The organism is Caballeronia glebae (assembly GCF_001545035.1).
GTDB lineage: Bacteria > Pseudomonadota > Gammaproteobacteria > Burkholderiales > Burkholderiaceae > Caballeronia > Caballeronia glebae.
Genome location: NZ_FCOJ02000080.1, coordinates 1 through 18337 on the forward strand (window position 1 = coordinate 1; position 18337 = coordinate 18337).

Consider the following 18337-nt stretch of genomic DNA (forward strand, 5'->3'; position numbering starts at 1 on the left):
ATCACCGTCGCGCCCAGTTCCGGCGCCGCGATCTTCGCGAGCGAGCCGCCGAACTTGCCTACCGCCGTACGCGCGGCCGATACGATCACTACGTCAGTCATTTCAGTTTCCTTTGGCATCGAATGTTAATGCGGTTCCGAACGGTTCAATGCGCTTGCGCGCACGCTCACGCGCGCCGCTCAGAAGTCGCGTTCCAGCACGTAACGGCCGGGTGCGGCCTCGATCACCGGGTGAGTCTTCGATCCCTGCGCCGCGCCCGCCTTGACCTGCTCGCCCGCGTTCCCTGCGAGCCATTTCGACCAGGTCGGCCACCAGCTTCCGGGATGCTCGGCCGCGGTCTCGAACCACGCATCGGGGTTCTCGGGCAGACGCTCGGCGTTGCCGTCGATCATCCAGAAGCTGCGCTTGTTTTTCGACGGCGGATTGATCACGCCCGCGATATGCCCCGACGCGCCGAGCACGAACGTCTGCGGCCCGGCGAGCACCGGCGCGGACGCATACGCCGATTTCCACGGCACGATATGGTCTTCGCGCGAACCGTAGATGAAGGTCGGCACCGTGAGACGCGACAGGTCGACCGGCTCGCCGCACACCGTCAACGCATTCGGGGTCATCAGCTTGTTTTCGAGGTACGTGTTGCGCAGATACCAGACGCACATCGGGCCCGGCAGGTTCGTCGAATCGCTGTTCCAGAAGAGCAGATCGAACGCTTGCGGCGTGCGGCCCTTGAGGTAGTTATCGACGACGTAATTCCACACCAGATCGTTCGGACGCAGGTACGAGAACGTGTTCGCGAACTCGATGCCGCGCATGAGACCGGCGGGCGCGCCGTTCTTGCCGCCGATCGACTGCTCGCGCATCTGCACGTGCGCCTCGTCGACGAACACGTCGAGCACGCCGGTATCCGAGAAATCGAGCATCGAAGTGAGCAGCGTCATCGATGCGGCCGGTTCCTCGCCGCGCGCCGCCGCCACCGCCAGCGCGGTCGCGAGAAGCGTCCCGCCGATGCAAAAGCCGAGCGTGTTGATCTTCTCTTCGCCGCTGATTTCCTGCACGACGCCGATCGTCCGGAGCACGCCTTCTTCGACGTAGTCGTCCCACGTCTTGTGCGCGATCGACTGATCCGCATTGCGCCACGAGAGAATGAACACCTGCTGCCCTTGTTCGAGCGCATAACGCACGAGCGAGCTTTCCGGCGACAGATCGAGGATGTAGAACTTGTTGATGCAAGGCGGCACGATCAGGAGCGGCCGCGCATACACCTTCGGCGCGAGCGGCTTGTACTGGATCAGTTGTACGAGTTCGTTCTCGTACACGACCGAGCCTTCCGTCGACGCAATATTCTTGCCGACGAGAAAGCGCGTTTCGTCCGACTGCGAAATCTTGCCGCGCTGCATGTCGGCGAGCAGGTTCAACATGCCCTGGCGCAGACTTTCGCCCTTGCTTTCGATGAGCATTTTCTGCGCGTCGGGATTGAACGCGAGGAAGTTGCTCGGCGCGGCCGCGGCCGCCCATTGCTGCACGGCGAAACGGATGCGTTCGCGCGTCTTCGGATCGCTCTGCACGGCATCGGCGAGTTCCTGCAGATAACGCGCGTTCAGCAGATACCACGCGGCGGTGAACGCATACGCGGGCGTCGATTGCCATGCGGTGTCGGTAAAGCGCCGATCCTTGAGCGAGGACGGATCGATGGCCTGCGCGCCCGCCTGCTTGAGCAACTCGGCGGCATCGCGCGAATAGTTGCTCTGCAATTCATGGAGACGCTCCGGCGCGATCGCGGCGGACGGAATTTTCGGCAAGGTGGGTAATCCCTGCATCGCCGTGCCAAAGCCCGGCATGCTGCTCGCGAGCTTCGCGAACTCCGCCATGCCGTTCATGTTCGTGAAGTCGGGCATTTGCGGGATCGCGCCCGGCGCCGGAAACGCCGCCGGAAATGCCGCGGACGGAAATCCGTTCGGAAGTCCGTTGAAAAATGCGCCGAACGCAGCAAACGGCGATGCAGCCGCTGTTGCCGCGTCAGGCGCGGTATTCGTCTGTTGAGTGAATTTCGGCCATTGCGCGGGATCGGCAACGGCGCGCCACGCGTTCAGCCATTGATCGAACGCCTGCTGTACGCCAGTCGTATCGGCAGATGATGCCTCGGCCGAAGTGCTGTCGGCGGTACGGGAGCGGGAAGATGAGGAAGTAGATTTGGAAGTCATACCCGCTTTTGACCTGTGAGTCTCGCAAGACTTGGATTGCTAACGCAGGCATCGCCGGGCTTTCCTCGACCAGCGCGCAAGTGTTGATGCGCCCTATGCGCGTGGCAAGAAAGAGCCTTGCTACGCCGTGCCCGATTGATTGAATTCCAGGAACATTCTTGCTCTAGGTTGTCAGGCATGTCAATGCTTCGTCCCGATTTTGCCGCAGTGCGATGTTTTTTTAATTATCGTTTTCCCCCATGCGAAATATCGCTTTCGCACGGGGTTTCGTCATAGGCAAGAAACGATCGCCCGGTATGTTCAAGATACCGGTGACGGCAGTCAGTCGTTTAACCAGATCATCGCGGCCATGCGGCCGGTCACGCGCTCGCGCCGGTAGGAATAGAAGCGCGCCTTTTCCGTGACCGTGCAATGCGCGCCGCCGTGGATGCGCGCGGCATCGACGCCGAGATCGGCGAGGCGCAGACGCGCGAGCGCGTAGATATCGGCGAAGTATTTGGCCGACGCGCCTGCAGACCTGAACGCAGCGCTCGTCGCGTCACGGCGATCCGCCCGCGCGGCCGCGACGAAGGCATCGAGCACGTCCTCGCCCACTTCGAACTCTTGCGGCCCGATTGCCGGGCCGAGAAACGCGTGGAGCTTCGAAGCCGGCACGCCCGCAAGCGTCGCGACGCGCTCGCCCGTCGTTTCGACGATGCCGCCCGCGAGTCCACGCCAGCCCGCGTGCGCGGCGCCGACCGCGCGGCCGTCGTCGTCGCAGAAAAGTACCGGCAGGCAGTCGGCCGTCATCACGACGCACACGACGCCCGCGCGATCCGTCACGCTGGCGTCGGCGCGCGTGCGTTCGCCTTGCGCGAGGCGCTGGACGACGGCGTGCGCATCCGCGACTTCCGTGCCGTGGACCTGTTCGAGCCACGCGGCCTCGCGATAACCCGTCGATGCAAGCGCGCGGCGGCGATTCTCCTTCACCGCGTCCGGCGCATCGCCCGAAGAGAAGCCGAGATTGAGACCGCCCGCGCCCGCCGCGCCGCCATCGTAGGGCGCTTCACTCACGCCGCCGTTACGCGTCGTGACGAACGCACGCACGCGCGGCGATACTTCCCATTGCGGCCAGAGACAGTCTTTCGATGCCAGCTCGGCAGCGTCACGCGTCATGCTTCGTCGTCCTCGTAATCTTCGTCGTCCCAGTCGCCTTCTTCGCCCTCGCCCATCTCATAGACCTCGGCAAAGCCCTCATCCCGGTCGAATTCGACTCCTTCGTCCTGCCCGAATCCCAGTTCGGCCGCGAGCATCGCGATGTCCTCGGGAACGTCCGCGCGCCAATGCACTTCCTTGCCCGTCGCGGGATGGATCAGGCCGAGCCGCCACGCGTGCAATGCCTGGCGCGCGAAGTCGTTGGGCAGCGGCCTGACCGAACGCTTGCCGCGCGCGTGCCCGTACACCGGATCGCCCAGCAACGGATGCTGGATATGCGCGCAATGCACGCGAATCTGATGCGTGCGGCCGGTTTCGAGATCGCAATGAATGGCGCTGACGGGCTGGCCGTGCCACGTGGTGCGGTTGATGGTGCGGAAATGCGTGCGCGCGGGCTTGCCGGAAGCGGTCTTCACGACCGCCATGCGCTTGCGCTCGCGCGGATCGCGGCCGATGGGCGCGTCGATCGTGCCTTCGTCGGGCATCGTGCCCCAGACGAACGCGACGTAGCGGCGTTTCACCGTGCGCGCCTGCAACTGGCGCACGAGGTCGGTCTGCGCCTGGAGCGTGCGCGCGACGACCATCAGCCCGGACGTTTCCTTGTCCAGCCGATGCACGATGCCCGCGCGCGGCAGTCCGGCGGCCGCGTCGCCGTAACGATGCAGCAGGCCGTTGAGCAGCGTGCCGCTCCAGTTTCCCGCCGCCGGATGCACGACCATGCCCGCGGGCTTGTTGACGACGACGAGCGTCTCGTCCTCGTACACGATATGCAGCGGCACCGGCTCCGGCGCGAACGCGAGCTGCTCGGGCAGAAGGTCCGGGACGAGCGTGATCGTCGCGCCGAGCGGCACCGGCTGACGCACTTTCGCGCCCGCGCCGTCGATGAGCACGCGCCCTTCCTCGATCCAGCCCTGCAACCGGTTGCGCGAGAATTCCGGAAAGATTTTCGCGAGCACCTTGTCGAGCCGGTCGCCCGCGAGTTCGTCGGGCACGCGGGCTGCGCGAGGCGTTTCGCGGCCCGCGCTGTCGCCCGAATCGGCCGACGGCGCGTCGTGGCCGGTAGCGCTTGGGCTATAATCTTCGAGTTGGTCTTTGGTACGACGAGTAATTGAGCGGGTCATTTGAACTAAATTCGGCGGCATGTGTTAGAAGCCGCGCCGGAAACACAGCTAGAACAGCGAGAATCAGCCAGGAATAGCAAGCACTGATGCGAGCCTTCAACACCATTCATCTCTCGATGCGTCAATCGATCAAATATCTGGCGCTGGCCGCGAGCGTCGCCATGATTGCGGCCTGTCACGGTCTTCCTGAGAAGACCGACGAAACGGCATTATGGAATAACAACAAATTATATACGGAGGCTCAGGACGCGCTGTCCGGCAGCGACTGGGGCAAGTGCGCGAAGTACTTCGAAGCGCTCGAAGGCCGCGACCCGTTCGGGCATTTCGCGCAGCAGGCGCAGATTAACGTCGCGTACTGCGACTGGAAAGACAGTGAAACCGCCAACGCCGATCAGGCCATCGACCGTTTCATCAAGCTACACCCGGATCACCCCGAGATCGCGTATGCGTACTATCTCAAGGGCATGATCCACTTCAACGACGACCTCGGCCTCTTCGGCCGGTTCTCGGGCCAGGACATGAGCGAGCGCGATCCGAAGTCGCTGCGCGAGTCCTATGACGCGTTCAAGGTCGTCGTCGACAGGTATCCGCAAAGCAAGTACGCGCCCGATGCTGCGCAGCGCATGCGCTATATCGTGAACGCGCTCGCCTCGCATGAAGTGCACGCCGCCGATTACTACTTCCGCCGTGGCGCGTATGTGGCCGCGATCAACCGCGCGCAGTTGGCCATTCGCGAATACAAGAACGCGCCGGCAACGGAAGACGCGCTGCACATCATGATGCTGTCGTACGAAAAGCTCGATCAGCCGCAACTCGCCGACGACACCAAGCGCGTGCTCGCCGCGACGTTCCCGGACAGCCCGTACGTCACCGGCAAGCGCCGCGCGGGCGTCGAGAAGCCCTGGTATCAGATCTGGTAAAGCAAACGGCCGGTTGATAACCGGCCGTTTTTTTATATCGATGAAAACTTAGGACACCGATCGTTATTCGGTCAGTTCCGTTTTCCACTTCGCCGCATCGCTGAAAAACTCGCGCACCACGTCCAGCTCGCGGGTGCGCTTGAACGGCGGCAGGCTTTGCCAGATGCGCCGGCCGTAAGGCTTCTCGACGAGCCGGGTATCGCAGATCATCAGCACGCCGCGATCCGTCTCCGCGCGAATCAGCCGTCCCGCGCCCTGCTTGAGCGTGATGACCGCCTGCGGCAACTGATGCACGGCGAACGGGCTCAGGCCTTTTTTCGTCAGCGCGTCGAGGCGCGCGGCAAGCACCGGATCGTCGGGCGGCGCGAACGGCAGCTTGTCGATGACAACGAGCGACAGCGCGTCGCCGCGCACATCGACGCCTTCCCAGAAACTTTGACTGCCTACGAGAATCGCGTTGCCATAGGCGCGGAAACGGTCGAGCAATTCCGTGCGGCTCGCGTCGCCTTGCACGAGCAGCGGATTGTCCCAGCCGCGCCGCTCGATCACATCGCGCAGGCGATTGGCGATGCGGTCCACCGCGCGCAGCGTCGTGCACAGCACGAACGCGCCACCGCCCGCCGCCTCGATTACCGGCAGCGCGGCTTCGAAGACAGCGTCGGTGAATTGCGGCGACGAAGGCTGCGGGAGATTGCGCGGCACGTACAAAAGCCCTTGCGACGGGTAATCGAACGGGCTCGGCAGAGTCATCGAACGGCGCGCGTTCAGGCCCATTTGCGCGGCGTAATGCGTGAAGTCGCCGCGCACCGAAAGCGTCGCGGACGTGAAAATCCACGCGCGCGGCACGCCCGCGCGCTGCTTCGCGAAGATCGGCGCGACCGAGAGCGGCGTCTCGTGCAACTGCACCGTGTGCGAAAACACCTCGATCCAGCGCACCATCTCGTTCGGCTCTTCCTTCGCGGCCTGTTTCGCGACGTCCTCGCTCGCGACGACGGCGCGTTCGAGCGACGTCGGCGGCGTCGTCCAGCCCGCGAGCAGATCCTGCAACTCACGCGCGCGGCGCACCAGCGCCTGCAGCGATTCGGCCCGCTCCGCATGCGACGACAGCGCCGCGGCGAGCGCCGCGAGATGCGTCTCCAGCGTTTCGAGCGCCTCGAAGATCGGATGGCCGTCCGGCAACTGGCCGAGCGACAGACGCGCCGAATCTTCCTTGAACGCGAGCCGCACGTCGCGCGCCGCGCGCTCCAGCGCGGCGCCGAGCTTCGTCCAGTCGGTGGCATCGCGGGCGTGCGACAGACCTTCGGCTACGGTATCGCGCGCGAGTTCGAGCAACTGCGTGGTCGAAAGCGTTTCGCCGAAGAAGAGCGTCGCGGTCTCGGGCAACTGATGCGCTTCGTCGAAGATGATGGTGTTCGCCGTCGGCAGAAGCTCGGCCATGCCGGTGTCGCGCAGCATCACGTCGGCAAAGAACAAATGGTGATTCACCACGACGATGTCCGCCTGCTGCGCCTCCTTGCGCGCCTGCATCACGAAGCATTCCTTGTAGTGCGGGCATTCCTGGCCGAGACAGTTGTCGCGCGTGGACGTGACCATCGGCCAGACGGGTGAATTTTCCGGCACGCTCGCGAGTTCGGCCTTGTCGCCGGTGCGCGTGATCTTCGCGAAACGCACGATCTCCTGCAGATGCGACGTGTCCTGCCGTGTCGGCAGGCGGCCGGCGTCGGCGGTGCGTTCCAGGTAGTAGTGACACAGATAGTTGGCGCGGCCCTTGAGCATCGCGACCGAAACCGGGACGGCGAGCGCGTCGCGCACGGTCGGGATGTCGCGCTGGAACAGCTGATCCTGCAGATGCTTCGTGCCCGTCGACACTATGACCTTGCCGCCCCACAACATGGCCGGGACGAGATACGCGTAGGTCTTGCCGGTGCCAGTGCCCGCCTCGACGATGAGCGTATTCTCGCCGCCGTCGATAGCCGCCTTCGCCGTCGCGATGCCGATGTCATCGGCCGGCTGCTCTTCGGGCGCGTAGGGTTTGTCGGACGGACCGAGCTTGCGCGCGGGACGCCGCTGCGCGTCGAACATCGCGGGCTCGGGCATCGCGCGGCCGGACGCTTCCATTGCGGCGGCGACGGAGCGCGCCATTTCGATCTGCGATGCGCGCGGCCGATAGCCATCGATCGCGCTAGCGAGCAGGCCTTGCGCCGAAAAGATGGCGTCCAGCTCGACGCCGCGCTTGTTCGAAGGCGCGAGCGACGCGTTCGCGTCGTCACTGGGTTGTGCGGGTGAGTTCAAGGCGTGCTAAATCCTGCGGGTTTCGGCGCGGCCGCGCGCGCGAGGCGCCGTCGCCGGCACGAGCTCGCGGCCGGCGCGCGCGGCGTTCAATGCGCGTCCGAGTCAAGCTGCAATTGCAGCAGGAGAATGGTGTCCTTCACCTTGAGCTTGCGCTTTTTCAGGCGCCTCAACTCCAGGTCGTCGATGCCGGACAGCTTTTCGATCAGCGTGTCCAGACTGTGATGCTCTTCCTGCAATTGCGCGATGCGATCGCGCAGCAAAGCGGCATCCATCTCGGGTTGTCGGGGTGCGCGCGGGGATTCACTAAAGCGTTGCTGCATGCTCGCCTCCTTTCATCCTCTTGGCACGGGCCCGCGCAACGAGCCCGACTGTCCTATTTACCTTGCTGCTGTTGTTGCTGCTGCTGTTGCTGCAGTTTCAGTTGCTCCTGGCGCGCCTGTTCCTGCTGTTGCGCCTTTTCCTGCGCTTTTCTGGCGGCTTCCTTTTGGCGCGCATCGACTTCCGCGCGATGCTGCGCGGCTTCCTGCTGCTTCTGCTCGTAGCGCTGCGCCTTTTGCTCGCGATCCTGCGCGTCCTGCACACCGCGTGCGCGCGCTTCGTCGAGTTGCTTCTGGTAGTCCGCCTGCTTGCGATCGTATGCCGCCTGGTTGGCCGCGCGCTGGGGCGCTTCGGCGTCGCGCTGCGCGGCGGCCAGCGCGTTCTGACGCTGCTTCTCCTCGTAGGCTTGCTGGCTCGACTTCTCGCTCGCCGCGCGCTGCGGCGCTTCCGCTTCGTATTGCGCCCGCTTGATCGCCGTCTGCTGGTCGCGTTGCTTCGCCCGCTCGGCGCGCTGCTCGTCGTCGAGCGCCAGCTGTTCCTGGCGGATTTGCTGACGCGTCTCGCGCATCGCGTTGCGCGCGTTGTCCAGACAGTGATTCACGAAGAATTTGCTGTAACAGTCGTGCTCTTTCACGCCGTAGCCGTAGTTGTTTTCCTCGGTGCGCCGATCGAGCACCTTCTGGCGCTGGGCGAAATCTGCTTTGAGGGAATCATCGGCGCTCTGCGTGCTCGCTGCATCGGAAGATGCCGGCGCGTCAAGGGAACGCGTGCTTACGGACGTTCCGGGATCGATCGGCTTGGCGACTTGAGCGAGCGCGCGCTGCGGCGCGAGTGCGCCCGCTGCGCACAGCAGCAAAACAGCCGCGGCAGCCGGCATGCTTGAAAGGCGAAAGTTGGGCAAATGGATGAACGGCAACGTGATAAAGAATCAGGTGCGAAACGGCTTGCGCGATGCCCAAATTCTATCACCGCGCGCCGGAGCGCTCTGCCATTTATGGCAAAATGCCCCGCTTCAGCAGCCCGGTTCGAACCTGGCTCGTCACACGATCCTCGCCTCGCGGCGCCTCGCTTTTTCGCGAACCGCGCATGCGGCGTGAATCTCGTCGGCGAGCCGCAAACAGCGCAGAATCATGACGGAAACCGTAGCACTCAAGATCGTACAGCGCATTGCCACCGAACTCACCGTGCAGCCGCGCCAGGTCGCCGCCGCCGTGGAGCTTCTCGACCAAGGCTCGACTGTCCCGTTTATCGCCCGGTATCGCAAGGAAATCACCGGCAATCTCGACGATACGCAACTGCGCACGCTCGAAGAGCGCCTGCTGTACTTGCGCGAACTCGAAGACCGCCGCGCAACGATCCTGCAAAGCATCGACGAGCAAGGCAAGCTCACCGACGAATTGCGCGGCGCCATCGAAGGCGCGGACAGCAAGCAGGTGCTGGAGGACCTGTACCTGCCGTACAAACCCAAGCGCCGCACGCGCGCGCAAATCGCCCGTGAAGCCGGTCTCGAGCCGCTCGCGCAGGCGCTGCTCGCCGATCCCACCCTCGACCCCCAGGCCGAAGCCACGAAGTTCGTCGACGCGGAAAAAGGTGTCGCCGATACCAAAGCTGCGCTGGACGGCGCGCGCGACATCCTCTCCGAGCAGTTCGGCGAAACCGCCGAGATCCTCGGCAAGCTGCGCGAGCATCTGTTCAACCAGGGACTCGTCATGTCGAGCGTGGTGGACGGTAAGCAAGGCGAGGAAGGCGAAAAATTCCGCGACTACTACGACTACAGCGAAACGATCCGCACGGTGCCGTCGCACCGCGCACTCGCCCTGTTTCGCGGCCGTAATGCGGGCATCCTGAGCGTCAAGCTCGGCCTCGGCGAAGAGCTCGACGCGCAGATTCCCCATCCGTGCGAAGCGATGATCGCGCAGCACTTCGGCATCGTGAATCGCGCGCGCGCCGCCGACAAATGGCTCTCCGACGTATGCCGCTGGTGCTGGCGCGTGAAGGTGCAGCCGCATATCGAAACCGAACTGCTCACGCATTTGCGTGAAGATGCCGAGCACGAAGCCATTCGCGTGTTCGCGCGCAATCTGAAGGACTTGCTGCTCGCGGCGCCTGCGGGCCCGAAGGCCGTGATCGGTCTCGATCCGGGCCTGCGCACGGGCGTGAAGGTCGCGGTCGTCGATCGCACCGGCAAGCTGCTTGCCACCGACGTCATCTATCCGCACGAGCCGCGCCGCGACTGGGACGGCTCCCTCGCGAAGCTCGCCCGCATTGCACGTGAAACGCAGGCCGAGCTCGTGTCGATCGGCAACGGCACCGGTTCACGCGAAACCGACAAGCTCGCGAGCGAGCTCATCGCGAAACATCCGGATCTGACGTTGCAAAAGATCGTCGTGTCGGAAGCGGGCGCGTCGGTGTATTCCGCGTCCGAACTCGCCGCGAAAGAGTTTCCCGAGCTCGACGTCACGCTGCGCGGCGCGGTGTCGATCGCGCGGCGTCTGCAGGACCCGCTCGCGGAGCTCGTGAAAATCGAGCCGAAAGCGATCGGCGTCGGCCAGTATCAGCACGACGTGAATCAGCGCGAACTCGCGCGCTCGCTCGATGCGGTCGTCGAAGATTGCGTGAACGCGGTCGGCGTCGATGCGAATACCGCATCGGTCGCGCTGCTCGCGCGCGTATCGGGGCTGAATTCGACGCTCGCGCGCAATATCGTCGATTATCGCGATGCCAACGGGCCGTTCCCGTCGCGCGAGCATCTGAAGAAGGTGCCGCGTCTCGGCGACAAAACCTTCGAGCAGGCAGCGGGCTTTCTGCGCATCAACAACGGCGAGAATCCGCTCGATCGCTCGTCGGTGCACCCAGAGGCGTATCCGGTCGTCGAGCGCATTCTCGCGAAGATCAAGAAGCATATCGGCGATGTGCTCGGTCGGCGCGAAGCGTTGTCGGGCCTCTCGCCCACCGAATTCGTCGACGATCGTTTCGGCCTGCCGACCGTGCGCGACATTCTCACCGAGCTGGAAAAACCGGGCCGCGATCCTCGTCCCGAGTTCAAGACGGCGACGTTCAGGGAAGGCATCGAGAAGATTTCGGACCTCGTGCCGGGCATGATCCTCGAAGGCGTGGTGACGAACGTCGCGGCATTCGGCGCGTTCGTCGATATCGGCGTGCATCAGGACGGCCTCGTGCACGTCTCGGCCATGTCCACGAAGTTCATCAAGGACCCTCACGAAGTGGTGAAAGCCGGCCAAGTCGTGAAGGTGAAGGTGCTGGAAACCGATGTGAAGCGCCAACGCATTGCGCTCACCATGCGTCTCGACGATGACTTCGCGGCCGCGTCTTCGGCGGGCGGCAACGCAGCGGGTGGATCGCAATCGCGCGGCTCGCAGGATCGTCGTTCGGGCCAGCGTCCGCAGCAACGTCGCGAGCCGGAGCCGGCCGGCGCACTGGCCGCGGCGTTCGCGAAACTGAAACGCTGAAGCCTCACGCCGCCAAAAAAAACCCCACGTTTTGCGACGTGGGGTTTTCTTTTTAAGCTCTTCGAATGACGAAGCGTCAGATCTCGATCTTCGTGCCCAGCTCCACCACGCGATTCGCGGGAATACTGAAGAAATCGGTGGGTTTCGCGGCGTTCTGATGCATCCACGCGAACACGCGCTCGCGCCACACCGACATGCCCGGCAGTTCTGTCGGCACGACCGTCTCGCGCGCCATGAAGAACGACGTGTCCATCAGCTCGAAGCTCATCCCGTGGGTGCGCGTGATCTGTTCGAGCACGGCCTTCACATCCGGCGTCTCGTTGAAGCCGTATGCGGCTTTCACGAGGAACAGCCCGCCGCCGATGTCCTTCACTTCGAGCCGATGCGCATCGTCGACATAAGGGATGTCGCGCGTCGTGAAGTTCATGAAAATCGTGCGCTCGTGCAGCACCTTGTTGTGCTTCAGGTTGTGCAGCAAGCTCACGGGCACGAGCGAATCGCTGCCGGTGAGATAGATCGCCGTGCCCGACACGCGATGCGGCGGATGCGCGAGCAGGCCCTGGAGGAACGGCATCAGCGGAATGCCGTCCGCGGCCGTGCGATCCTTCACGATCATGCGGCCCTTGTACCAGGTCATCAACAGGAAGAAGAGCGCCCCGCCGATGCACAACGGCAGCCAGCCACCCTGCTCGATCTTGAGCAGGCTCGCGCCGAAGAAGCCGATGTCGATCGCGAGGAACACGGTGATCATCCCGCCGACGAGCCAGCGGTTCCAGCCCCACAGATTCACCATCACGACGGACACGAGAATGGTGGTCGTCAACATGGTCGCGGTGACGGCGAGACCGTATGCCGCCGCGAGATTCTCCGAGCTCTTGAAGCCAATGACGATGCACAGGATGATGAAAAGCAGCATCCAGTTGACGAGCGGAATGTAGATCTGGCCGATCGCCAGTTCCGACGTGTGCAGGATCTTCATGCGCGGCACGTAGCCGAGCTGAATCGCCTGGCTAGTCAGCGAATACGCGCCCGAAATGACCGCCTGCGACGCGATCACGGTTGCGACCGTCGACAGAATCACGAGCGGCAGCAAGGCCCAGTCGGGCGCGAGCAGGAAGAACGGGTTCTCGATGGCCTGCGGCGAATGCATCAGCAACGCGCCCTGACCAAAATAGTTCAGCAGCAGCGACGGCATCACGAAACCATACCAGCCGTAGCGAATCGGCTTCGCGCCGAAGTGCCCCATGTCCGCATACAGCGCTTCCGCTCCGGTCAGCACGAGCACCACCGAGCCGAGCACGATATACGCCTGCAGCACGTGCTGCGCCATGAAGGAAATCGCATAGTAGGGATTGAGCGCGACGATGATGCGCGGCTCGATCACGATATGCGCGGCGCCGAGCACCGCGAGCGTCGCGAACCACACGAGCATGATCGGGCCGAACAGTCTGCCGACCACCGCCGTGCCGTGGCGCTGAATCCAGAAGAGCGCGATAAGGATCACGATCGTGATCGGCAGCACATACGGCGAGAGCTTCGGTGCGGCGATTTCGAGACCTTCGACCGCCGAAAGCACCGACATGGCCGGCGTGATGACCGCATCGCCATAGAACATGCATGCGCCGAAGATGCCGAGCATCATGAGCACGCCGGAGACTTTGCCTGGCGCCTTCACGCTGCGCAGCGCGAGCGTGGTCATCGCGAACACGCCGCCTTCGCCGTTGTTGTCGGCGCGCATGACGAAGAGCACGTACTTGACGGCGACGACCATGACGATCGCCCAGAACAGCAACGAGATGACGCCGAGAATCGACGCCTCGGACAAGGCGATGCCGTGCGACGGGCTAAAGGCTTCCTTCAATGAGTAGAGAGGACTCGTGCCGATGTCGCCGAAAACGACGCCGATGGCCGCGACCGCAAGCGTGGGCAATCGTTGTTTATGCTCGTGCGCGTGAGTCGTGTTAGTCATAAAAGCGGGATGTCCGTCCAGGGCGGAAAGAAACGAACGCCATTCTATCTAACGTCGCACGCGAAGACGCCTTCTCGCGTGTTGTTCCAGCACCACGCGAGACGCGAATGAGAGTGTAGCATCGCGCTCCGCGTGGGTCGGCAAGTACATCGAACACAATTCTTTGCGCTTCGCTGTTCGTTCCGGCCAATGAAAAACGCCGTTCGCCCGGCTTCGTGCCAGGCGAACGGCGTTGGAATAGCGAACGATCAGGCGTTGGAATTCATCCGCGTCCGTTTTGCGTGCCGCGCTTGATCCATGCGCCGAGATTGTGCGGACGCACCGTGTCCCATTCCTCGAATGGCTGATGAATCCACGGATTCGTTTCGAGATGCTGCACGTGATAGTCGGGCTTGACCTTGGAGCACGCCTTGTACCAGAGCACCGCCGAGCGCACCGAGGTGACCGCCGGATAACGCTCTTTCAGATGCTCCTGCACGCGCGCGAGCGTGACGCCGGAATCGACCAGATCGTCGACGAGCAACACGTTGCCGGACAGATCGCCGCGTGTCATCGTGATGTATTGCGCGATGTCGAGATTGCCCTGCTCCGTGCCCGCCGCCTCGCGGTACGAACTCGTCGCGAGAATGGCGAGCGGCAGATCGTAGATGCGCGAAAGCTGGTCGCCGACCCGCAGGCCGCCGCGCGCGAGGCACAGAATGTTGTCGAACTTCCAGCCCGACTCGTGCACGTTCAGTGCAAGCAGTTCGATCAGCCGGTGATATTCATCCCAGCCGACCCAAAGGTTCTTTTCGTCGTTGCGCGGGTCCGTCATCGCGATCATGGTGAGGCTCTTTCAATTGCTTAGGTTATATACGAAATGTGGCCGCTGATGCGGCCACATTCTTTACAGCGTCCGGTACAGGTCGAGGCTCTTGCGGCGCTCAGACCTTGAACGGATGGCGAAGCAGGATGGTTTCGTCACGGTCAGGACCGGTCGACACCATGTCGATCGGCACGCCCGCCACTTCCTGCACACGCGTGAGATAAGCGCGCGCGTTCGCCGGCAGCCCGTCCCATTGCGTAATGCCGATGGTGCTTTCCTTCCAGCCACCGAAGGTTTCGTACACCGGCTCGCAACGCGCCACTTCCGAAGCGCCGCGCGGCAGGATGTCGATCAGCTTGCCGTCAAGCGTGTAGCCCGTGCAGAGCTTCACTTCGTCGAGGCCGTCGAGCACGTCGAGCTTCGTGATGCACAGGCCCGAGATGCCGTTGATCTGGATCGCGCGGCGCAGCGCGGCGGCGTCGAGCCAGCCAGTGCGGCGCGGACGGCCCGTGACCGAGCCGAATTCCTTGCCGACGGTCGCGAGATTCAGGCCGACCTGATCCTGACGCTGCGGGTTGTCGGCATCGTACAGCTCGCTCGGGAACGGACCCGAACCGACGCGCGTGCAATATGCCTTGGTGATGCCGAGAATGTAGTTCAGACGCTGCGGCCCGATGCCCGCGCCCGACGTCGCCGCGCCCGCGACGCAGTTGCTCGACGTGACGAACGGGTACGTGCCGTGGTCGATATCGAGCAGCGTGCCTTGCGCGCCTTCGAACAGCAGATTGCGGCCGGCGTGGTTTTCGTCGTAAAGGCGGCGGGAGACGTCCGTGACCATCGGCGCGAGACGGTCGGCGTAACCGAGCATCTTTTCGAGCGTTTCCTGGAAATCGACGGCCTTCGCGCCGAGGTATTGCGTTAGCACGAAGTTATGGAAGTCCAGCGTTTCGCGCAGACGTTCCTCGAACACGGCGCGGTCGAAGAGATCCTGCACGCGCAGACCGCGACGGGCGACCTTGTCTTCGTACGCCGGGCCGATGCCGCGGCCGGTCGTGCCGATCTTGCCGGCGCCGCGCTTGGCTTCGCGCGCCTGATCGATGGCGACGTGATACGGGAGAACGAGCGTGGCGGCTTCGGAAATGAACAGGCGCTTCTGGACGTCGATGCCAGCCGCTTCGAGTTCGTCGATTTCCTTGAACAGCGCTTCCGGCGACAACACGACGCCATTGCCGATGTAACAGGCCGTGCCCGCGCGCATGATGCCCGACGGAATGAGGCGCAGAATGGTCTTCTTGCCGCCGATGATGAGCGTGTGGCCGGCGTTGTGACCGCCCTGGAAGCGCACGACGCCCTGGGCGTGGTCCGTCAGCCAGTCGACGATCTTGCCCTTGCCCTCATCACCCCACTGGGTGCCCACCACGACGACGTTGCGACCCGGGTTCACATTCACTGCACTGGCAGACATGTTGATTCGTTAGCTGGTTAAAAACGTATTTTACCTATGTTCGCGAAAGGTTCCGAGCTTTTCGGGACGCGTTTCGCGATTTCGTCACGCTCGCGCGATTGGAATCGGCTAAGCAAAATCCTTTACCGATCAAGCGACTGTATGCGTCGCCTGCTTCAAGCGCGCGTTTGCACCGTCCATGCGCCGTCGCATTCGACGAGCACGCGGTCGAACGCGAATTCGTCCAGATCGTGGTCGTGGCCGGGCAGCGCCTGGATCACCACTTCGCCCGCGTCGCGCAGCGCGAGGATCGCCGCGCGCAGCGGCTCGTCGTGCTTCCACGGCGCGAGGATGGCGCTGCCGCGCGCATCGACCGGCGAAATGCGCGCCACTTCGCGCAGATCGAGCGAAAAGCCCGTCGCGGGCCGCGCGCGGCCGTAGGCGAGACCGACGTCGTCGTACCGGCCGCCGCGCGCGACCGCGTTCGGCACGCCGTCGACATAGGCCGAGAACATCACGCCGCTGTGATACGCATAGCCGCGCAGGTCCGCGAGATCGATCATCAGTTCCGCGCCTTCGACCTGACCCGCGAGGAACGCGAGATCGTCGAGCGCGCGCGCGATCACCGGGAGATTCGGCAGGCGGCCGCGCGCGATCTGCAGCACCGATGCATCGCCATATAGCGACGGCAGCGCGCGCAGCGCCTCGCGCGGCACCTGTCCGAGATGCGCGGTCAGTTCGTGCAGGCGCGGCACGTCCTTGGTCGCGAGCGCGTCGTAGAGCGCCTCGCCGAGCGACGCCGCGGCCGGCTCCAGTTCCAGCAGCGCGGCGAGCACGCCTGCGTGGCACAGATCGAGACGCACTTTCGTCAGACCTGCGAGATGCAGCGAGTCGAGCATCAATTGCTGGATTTCGAGATCCGCTTCCAGTCCTGCATGACCGTAGATTTCCGCACCGATCTGAATCTGCTCGCGCGTGGCGTGCAGCCCGCGCGGGCGCGTGTGCAGCACGACGCCCGCGTAGCACAGACGCGTCACGCCCTGACGGTTCAGCAAGTGCGCGTCGATGCGCGACACCTGCGGCGTGATGTCCGCGCGCAGGCCGAGCGTTCGCCCGGACAACTGATCGACGAGCTTGAAGGTGCGCAGATTCAGGTCGCTTCCGCCGCTCGTCAGCAGGGATTCGAGATATTCGAGCATCGGCGGCATGACGAGCTCGTAGCCGTAGGAACGGAAACGGTCTAGGAGCCGTCGGCGCAGCTCTTCGATCTTGCGGGCTTCCGACGGCAAGACGTCGGCGATATTCTCGGGAAGTAACCAGGTGGACATCGATACGTTTCCTACGGGACACGAGGCTCGGCGCTGTTCGCGCGGCGCTCACGGACTTGGACGGTCAGGGTCGAAAGAATAAGGACAAGATAGGCGAAATGGCGGCGCGCTGCCGGCGCGGCTCACGTCGCGATCAGGAGCAGGATCAGGCCGAGCACCATCGCGATCAGTCCGCCGATGCGGATGTGGTGAGTCGGCCGCTCCGCGATGCGGCGAAAGGTATCGCGCCACGCGGTCGGAAAAACGAAGGGAAACATACCTTCGATGATCAGCATCAACGCAAGAGCGAGCAGTAACGTCTCGGCCATGTCCAGGGGATCTTCATATGCCGCGCGGCCAGCACACGCTGGCGCGCGCGGCGCGCACGGGAATCAGCGCTTCGCCGAGGTCGGGGCCGACGTGTCCGCCGCGCCGCCGGTCGGGCTCTTCATGAAGCGGAAGAAATCGCTGCTCGAGTCGACAACGATCACGTCGCCCGGCTTGAACGTCTTCTTATACGCTTCGAGGCTCTGATAGAACTGGTAGAACTGCGGATCGCGTCCGTACGCATCGGCTGCTATGGCGGCCGCCTTGCTGTCTCCTTCGCCCTTGATCGACTGCGCCTGACTGTAGGCGTCCGCGAGAATCGCCTGCTGCGTGCGTTCGGCGTCGGCCTTGATCTTGTCCGCGTCAGCCGTGCCCTTGGCGCGCTCGTTCGCCGCCGCCTGCTGGCGCGCCGCGATCATGCGCTTGTAGACCGCGTCGGCCACCGCCGGCGGAAAGTCGATGCGCGTCATCTGCAGATCGACCATTTGCACGCCGAATGCCGCGGCCGCGCTTTCCACACTCTTCTGCGCTTCGGTTTCGATCGCCTGCTGGTTGCCGAGCGCGTCCGTCAGCGAGCGTTTGGCGAAACCGCTGGCGAGCGCGGTGCGCGCGAGCGCGCCGATGCGCTCCTCGGCCGTCTGCGTGTTCTTCTCGTTGCTTTCGAAGAGCTTTAAAGGATCGGCGACGCGATACTTGATCACCGTGTTGACCAGCACTTCGTTCTTGTCCGACGGCGAGAAACGATCGGCGCCGGATTGGTCAATGGTGAGCGTGCGCGTGTCGATGAGCGTGAGCGTCTGGAACGGCGGCGGCAGCTTGAAGTGCAGGCCGGGGCCTTCGAGACGCGGCTTGCCTTCCCCATGCGCGGCGACGACGGCGTTATGCCTTTCGTCGACCGTGAAGATCATCGACGATCCGATGAACAGCACGATCACGACGGCGACGATGAGCGCAAAAATTCGATTCATG

At 63.8% G+C, this 18337-nt stretch carries 14 protein-coding genes; 2 read left to right on the plus strand and 12 right to left on the minus strand.

From position 1 onward, the window contains the following. Nucleotides 1-179: 179 nt before the first annotated feature. The 3 genes from phaC to AWB82_RS33025 form a co-directional block, all read right to left on the minus strand. Nucleotides 180-2201 carry a class I poly(R)-hydroxyalkanoic acid synthase gene (gene phaC / locus AWB82_RS33015; RefSeq protein ID WP_086973500.1) on the minus strand — a complete coding sequence of 674 codons (2022 nt, stop codon included), beginning with the start codon at nt 2199-2201 and terminating at the stop codon, nt 180-182. Nucleotides 2202-2522: 321 nt separating this feature from the next. Next, entirely contained in the window at nt 2523-3356 is an 834-nt protein-coding gene (pgeF, locus tag AWB82_RS33020) for a peptidoglycan editing factor PgeF (RefSeq protein WP_086973501.1), read from the minus strand. After that, complete coding sequence (locus AWB82_RS33025) at nt 3353-4516, minus strand: RluA family pseudouridine synthase (protein ID WP_235023535.1); 1164 nt, start codon at nt 4514-4516, stop codon at nt 3353-3355. Before AWB82_RS33025 ends, pgeF begins: the two co-directional genes overlap by 4 nt. An 86-nt stretch (nt 4517-4602) precedes the next feature. Between AWB82_RS33025 and AWB82_RS33030 the strand changes: the two genes are divergently transcribed. Continuing rightward, nucleotides 4603-5436, plus strand: a complete 834-nt coding sequence (locus AWB82_RS33030) for an outer membrane protein assembly factor BamD (protein WP_086973503.1) — start codon at nt 4603-4605, stop codon at nt 5434-5436. Between the two features lie 63 nt (nt 5437-5499). On the opposite strand, the gene AWB82_RS33035 is transcribed toward AWB82_RS33030, so the two are convergent. The 3 genes from AWB82_RS33035 to AWB82_RS33045 form a co-directional block, all read right to left on the minus strand. Beyond that, a complete protein-coding gene (locus AWB82_RS33035) occupies nt 5500-7728 on the minus strand; it encodes an ATP-dependent DNA helicase (protein ID WP_086973504.1) in 2229 nt (742 codons plus the stop codon). An 86-nt stretch (nt 7729-7814) separates the two neighbouring features. Then, on the minus strand, nt 7815-8000 hold the full coding sequence (locus tag AWB82_RS33040; protein WP_086973505.1) for a DUF465 domain-containing protein: 186 nt from the start codon (nt 7998-8000) through the stop codon (nt 7815-7817). Nucleotides 8001-8101: 101 nt separating this feature from the next. Next, nucleotides 8102-8923, minus strand: a complete 822-nt coding sequence (locus AWB82_RS33045) for a flotillin family protein (protein ID WP_086973518.1) — start codon at nt 8921-8923, stop codon at nt 8102-8104. 253 nt (nt 8924-9176) lie between these two features. Between AWB82_RS33045 and AWB82_RS33050 the strand changes: the two genes are divergently transcribed. After that, a complete protein-coding gene (locus tag AWB82_RS33050) occupies nt 9177-11516 on the plus strand; it encodes a Tex family protein (RefSeq protein ID WP_086973506.1) in 2340 nt (779 codons plus the stop codon). 76 nt (nt 11517-11592) lie between these two features. Here the strand turns inward: AWB82_RS33050 and AWB82_RS33055 are convergent, their stop codons facing one another. The 6 genes from AWB82_RS33055 to hflC all read right to left on the minus strand — a co-directional run bounded on the left by AWB82_RS33055 (nt 11593) and on the right by hflC (nt 18336). Beyond that, nucleotides 11593-13485 carry a potassium transporter Kup gene (locus AWB82_RS33055; RefSeq protein ID WP_086973507.1) on the minus strand — a complete coding sequence of 631 codons (1893 nt, stop codon included), beginning with the start codon at nt 13483-13485 and terminating at the stop codon, nt 11593-11595. A gap of 262 nt (nt 13486-13747) precedes the next feature. After that, nucleotides 13748-14308: a phosphoribosyltransferase gene (locus AWB82_RS33060; RefSeq protein WP_086973508.1), complete on the minus strand. Its 561-nt coding sequence runs from the start codon at nt 14306-14308 to the stop codon at nt 13748-13750. Nucleotides 14309-14408: 100 nt separating this feature from the next. Continuing rightward, a complete protein-coding gene (locus AWB82_RS33065; RefSeq protein ID WP_086973509.1) occupies nt 14409-15755 on the minus strand; it encodes an adenylosuccinate synthase in 1347 nt (448 codons plus the stop codon). Nucleotides 15756-15910: 155 nt separating this feature from the next. After that, nucleotides 15911-17062, minus strand: coding sequence for an ATP phosphoribosyltransferase regulatory subunit (locus tag AWB82_RS33070; protein WP_086973510.1), 1152 nt, complete (start codon nt 17060-17062; stop codon nt 15911-15913). A 122-nt stretch (nt 17063-17184) separates the two neighbouring features. Continuing rightward, nucleotides 17185-17376 carry a DUF2065 domain-containing protein gene (locus AWB82_RS33075; protein WP_086973511.1) on the minus strand — a complete coding sequence of 64 codons (192 nt, stop codon included), beginning with the start codon at nt 17374-17376 and terminating at the stop codon, nt 17185-17187. A 57-nt stretch (nt 17377-17433) separates the two neighbouring features. Further along, nucleotides 17434-18336 carry a protease modulator HflC gene (gene hflC, locus AWB82_RS33080; RefSeq protein WP_086973512.1) on the minus strand — a complete coding sequence of 301 codons (903 nt, stop codon included), beginning with the start codon at nt 18334-18336 and terminating at the stop codon, nt 17434-17436. Nucleotide 18337 lies beyond the last annotated feature (1 nt).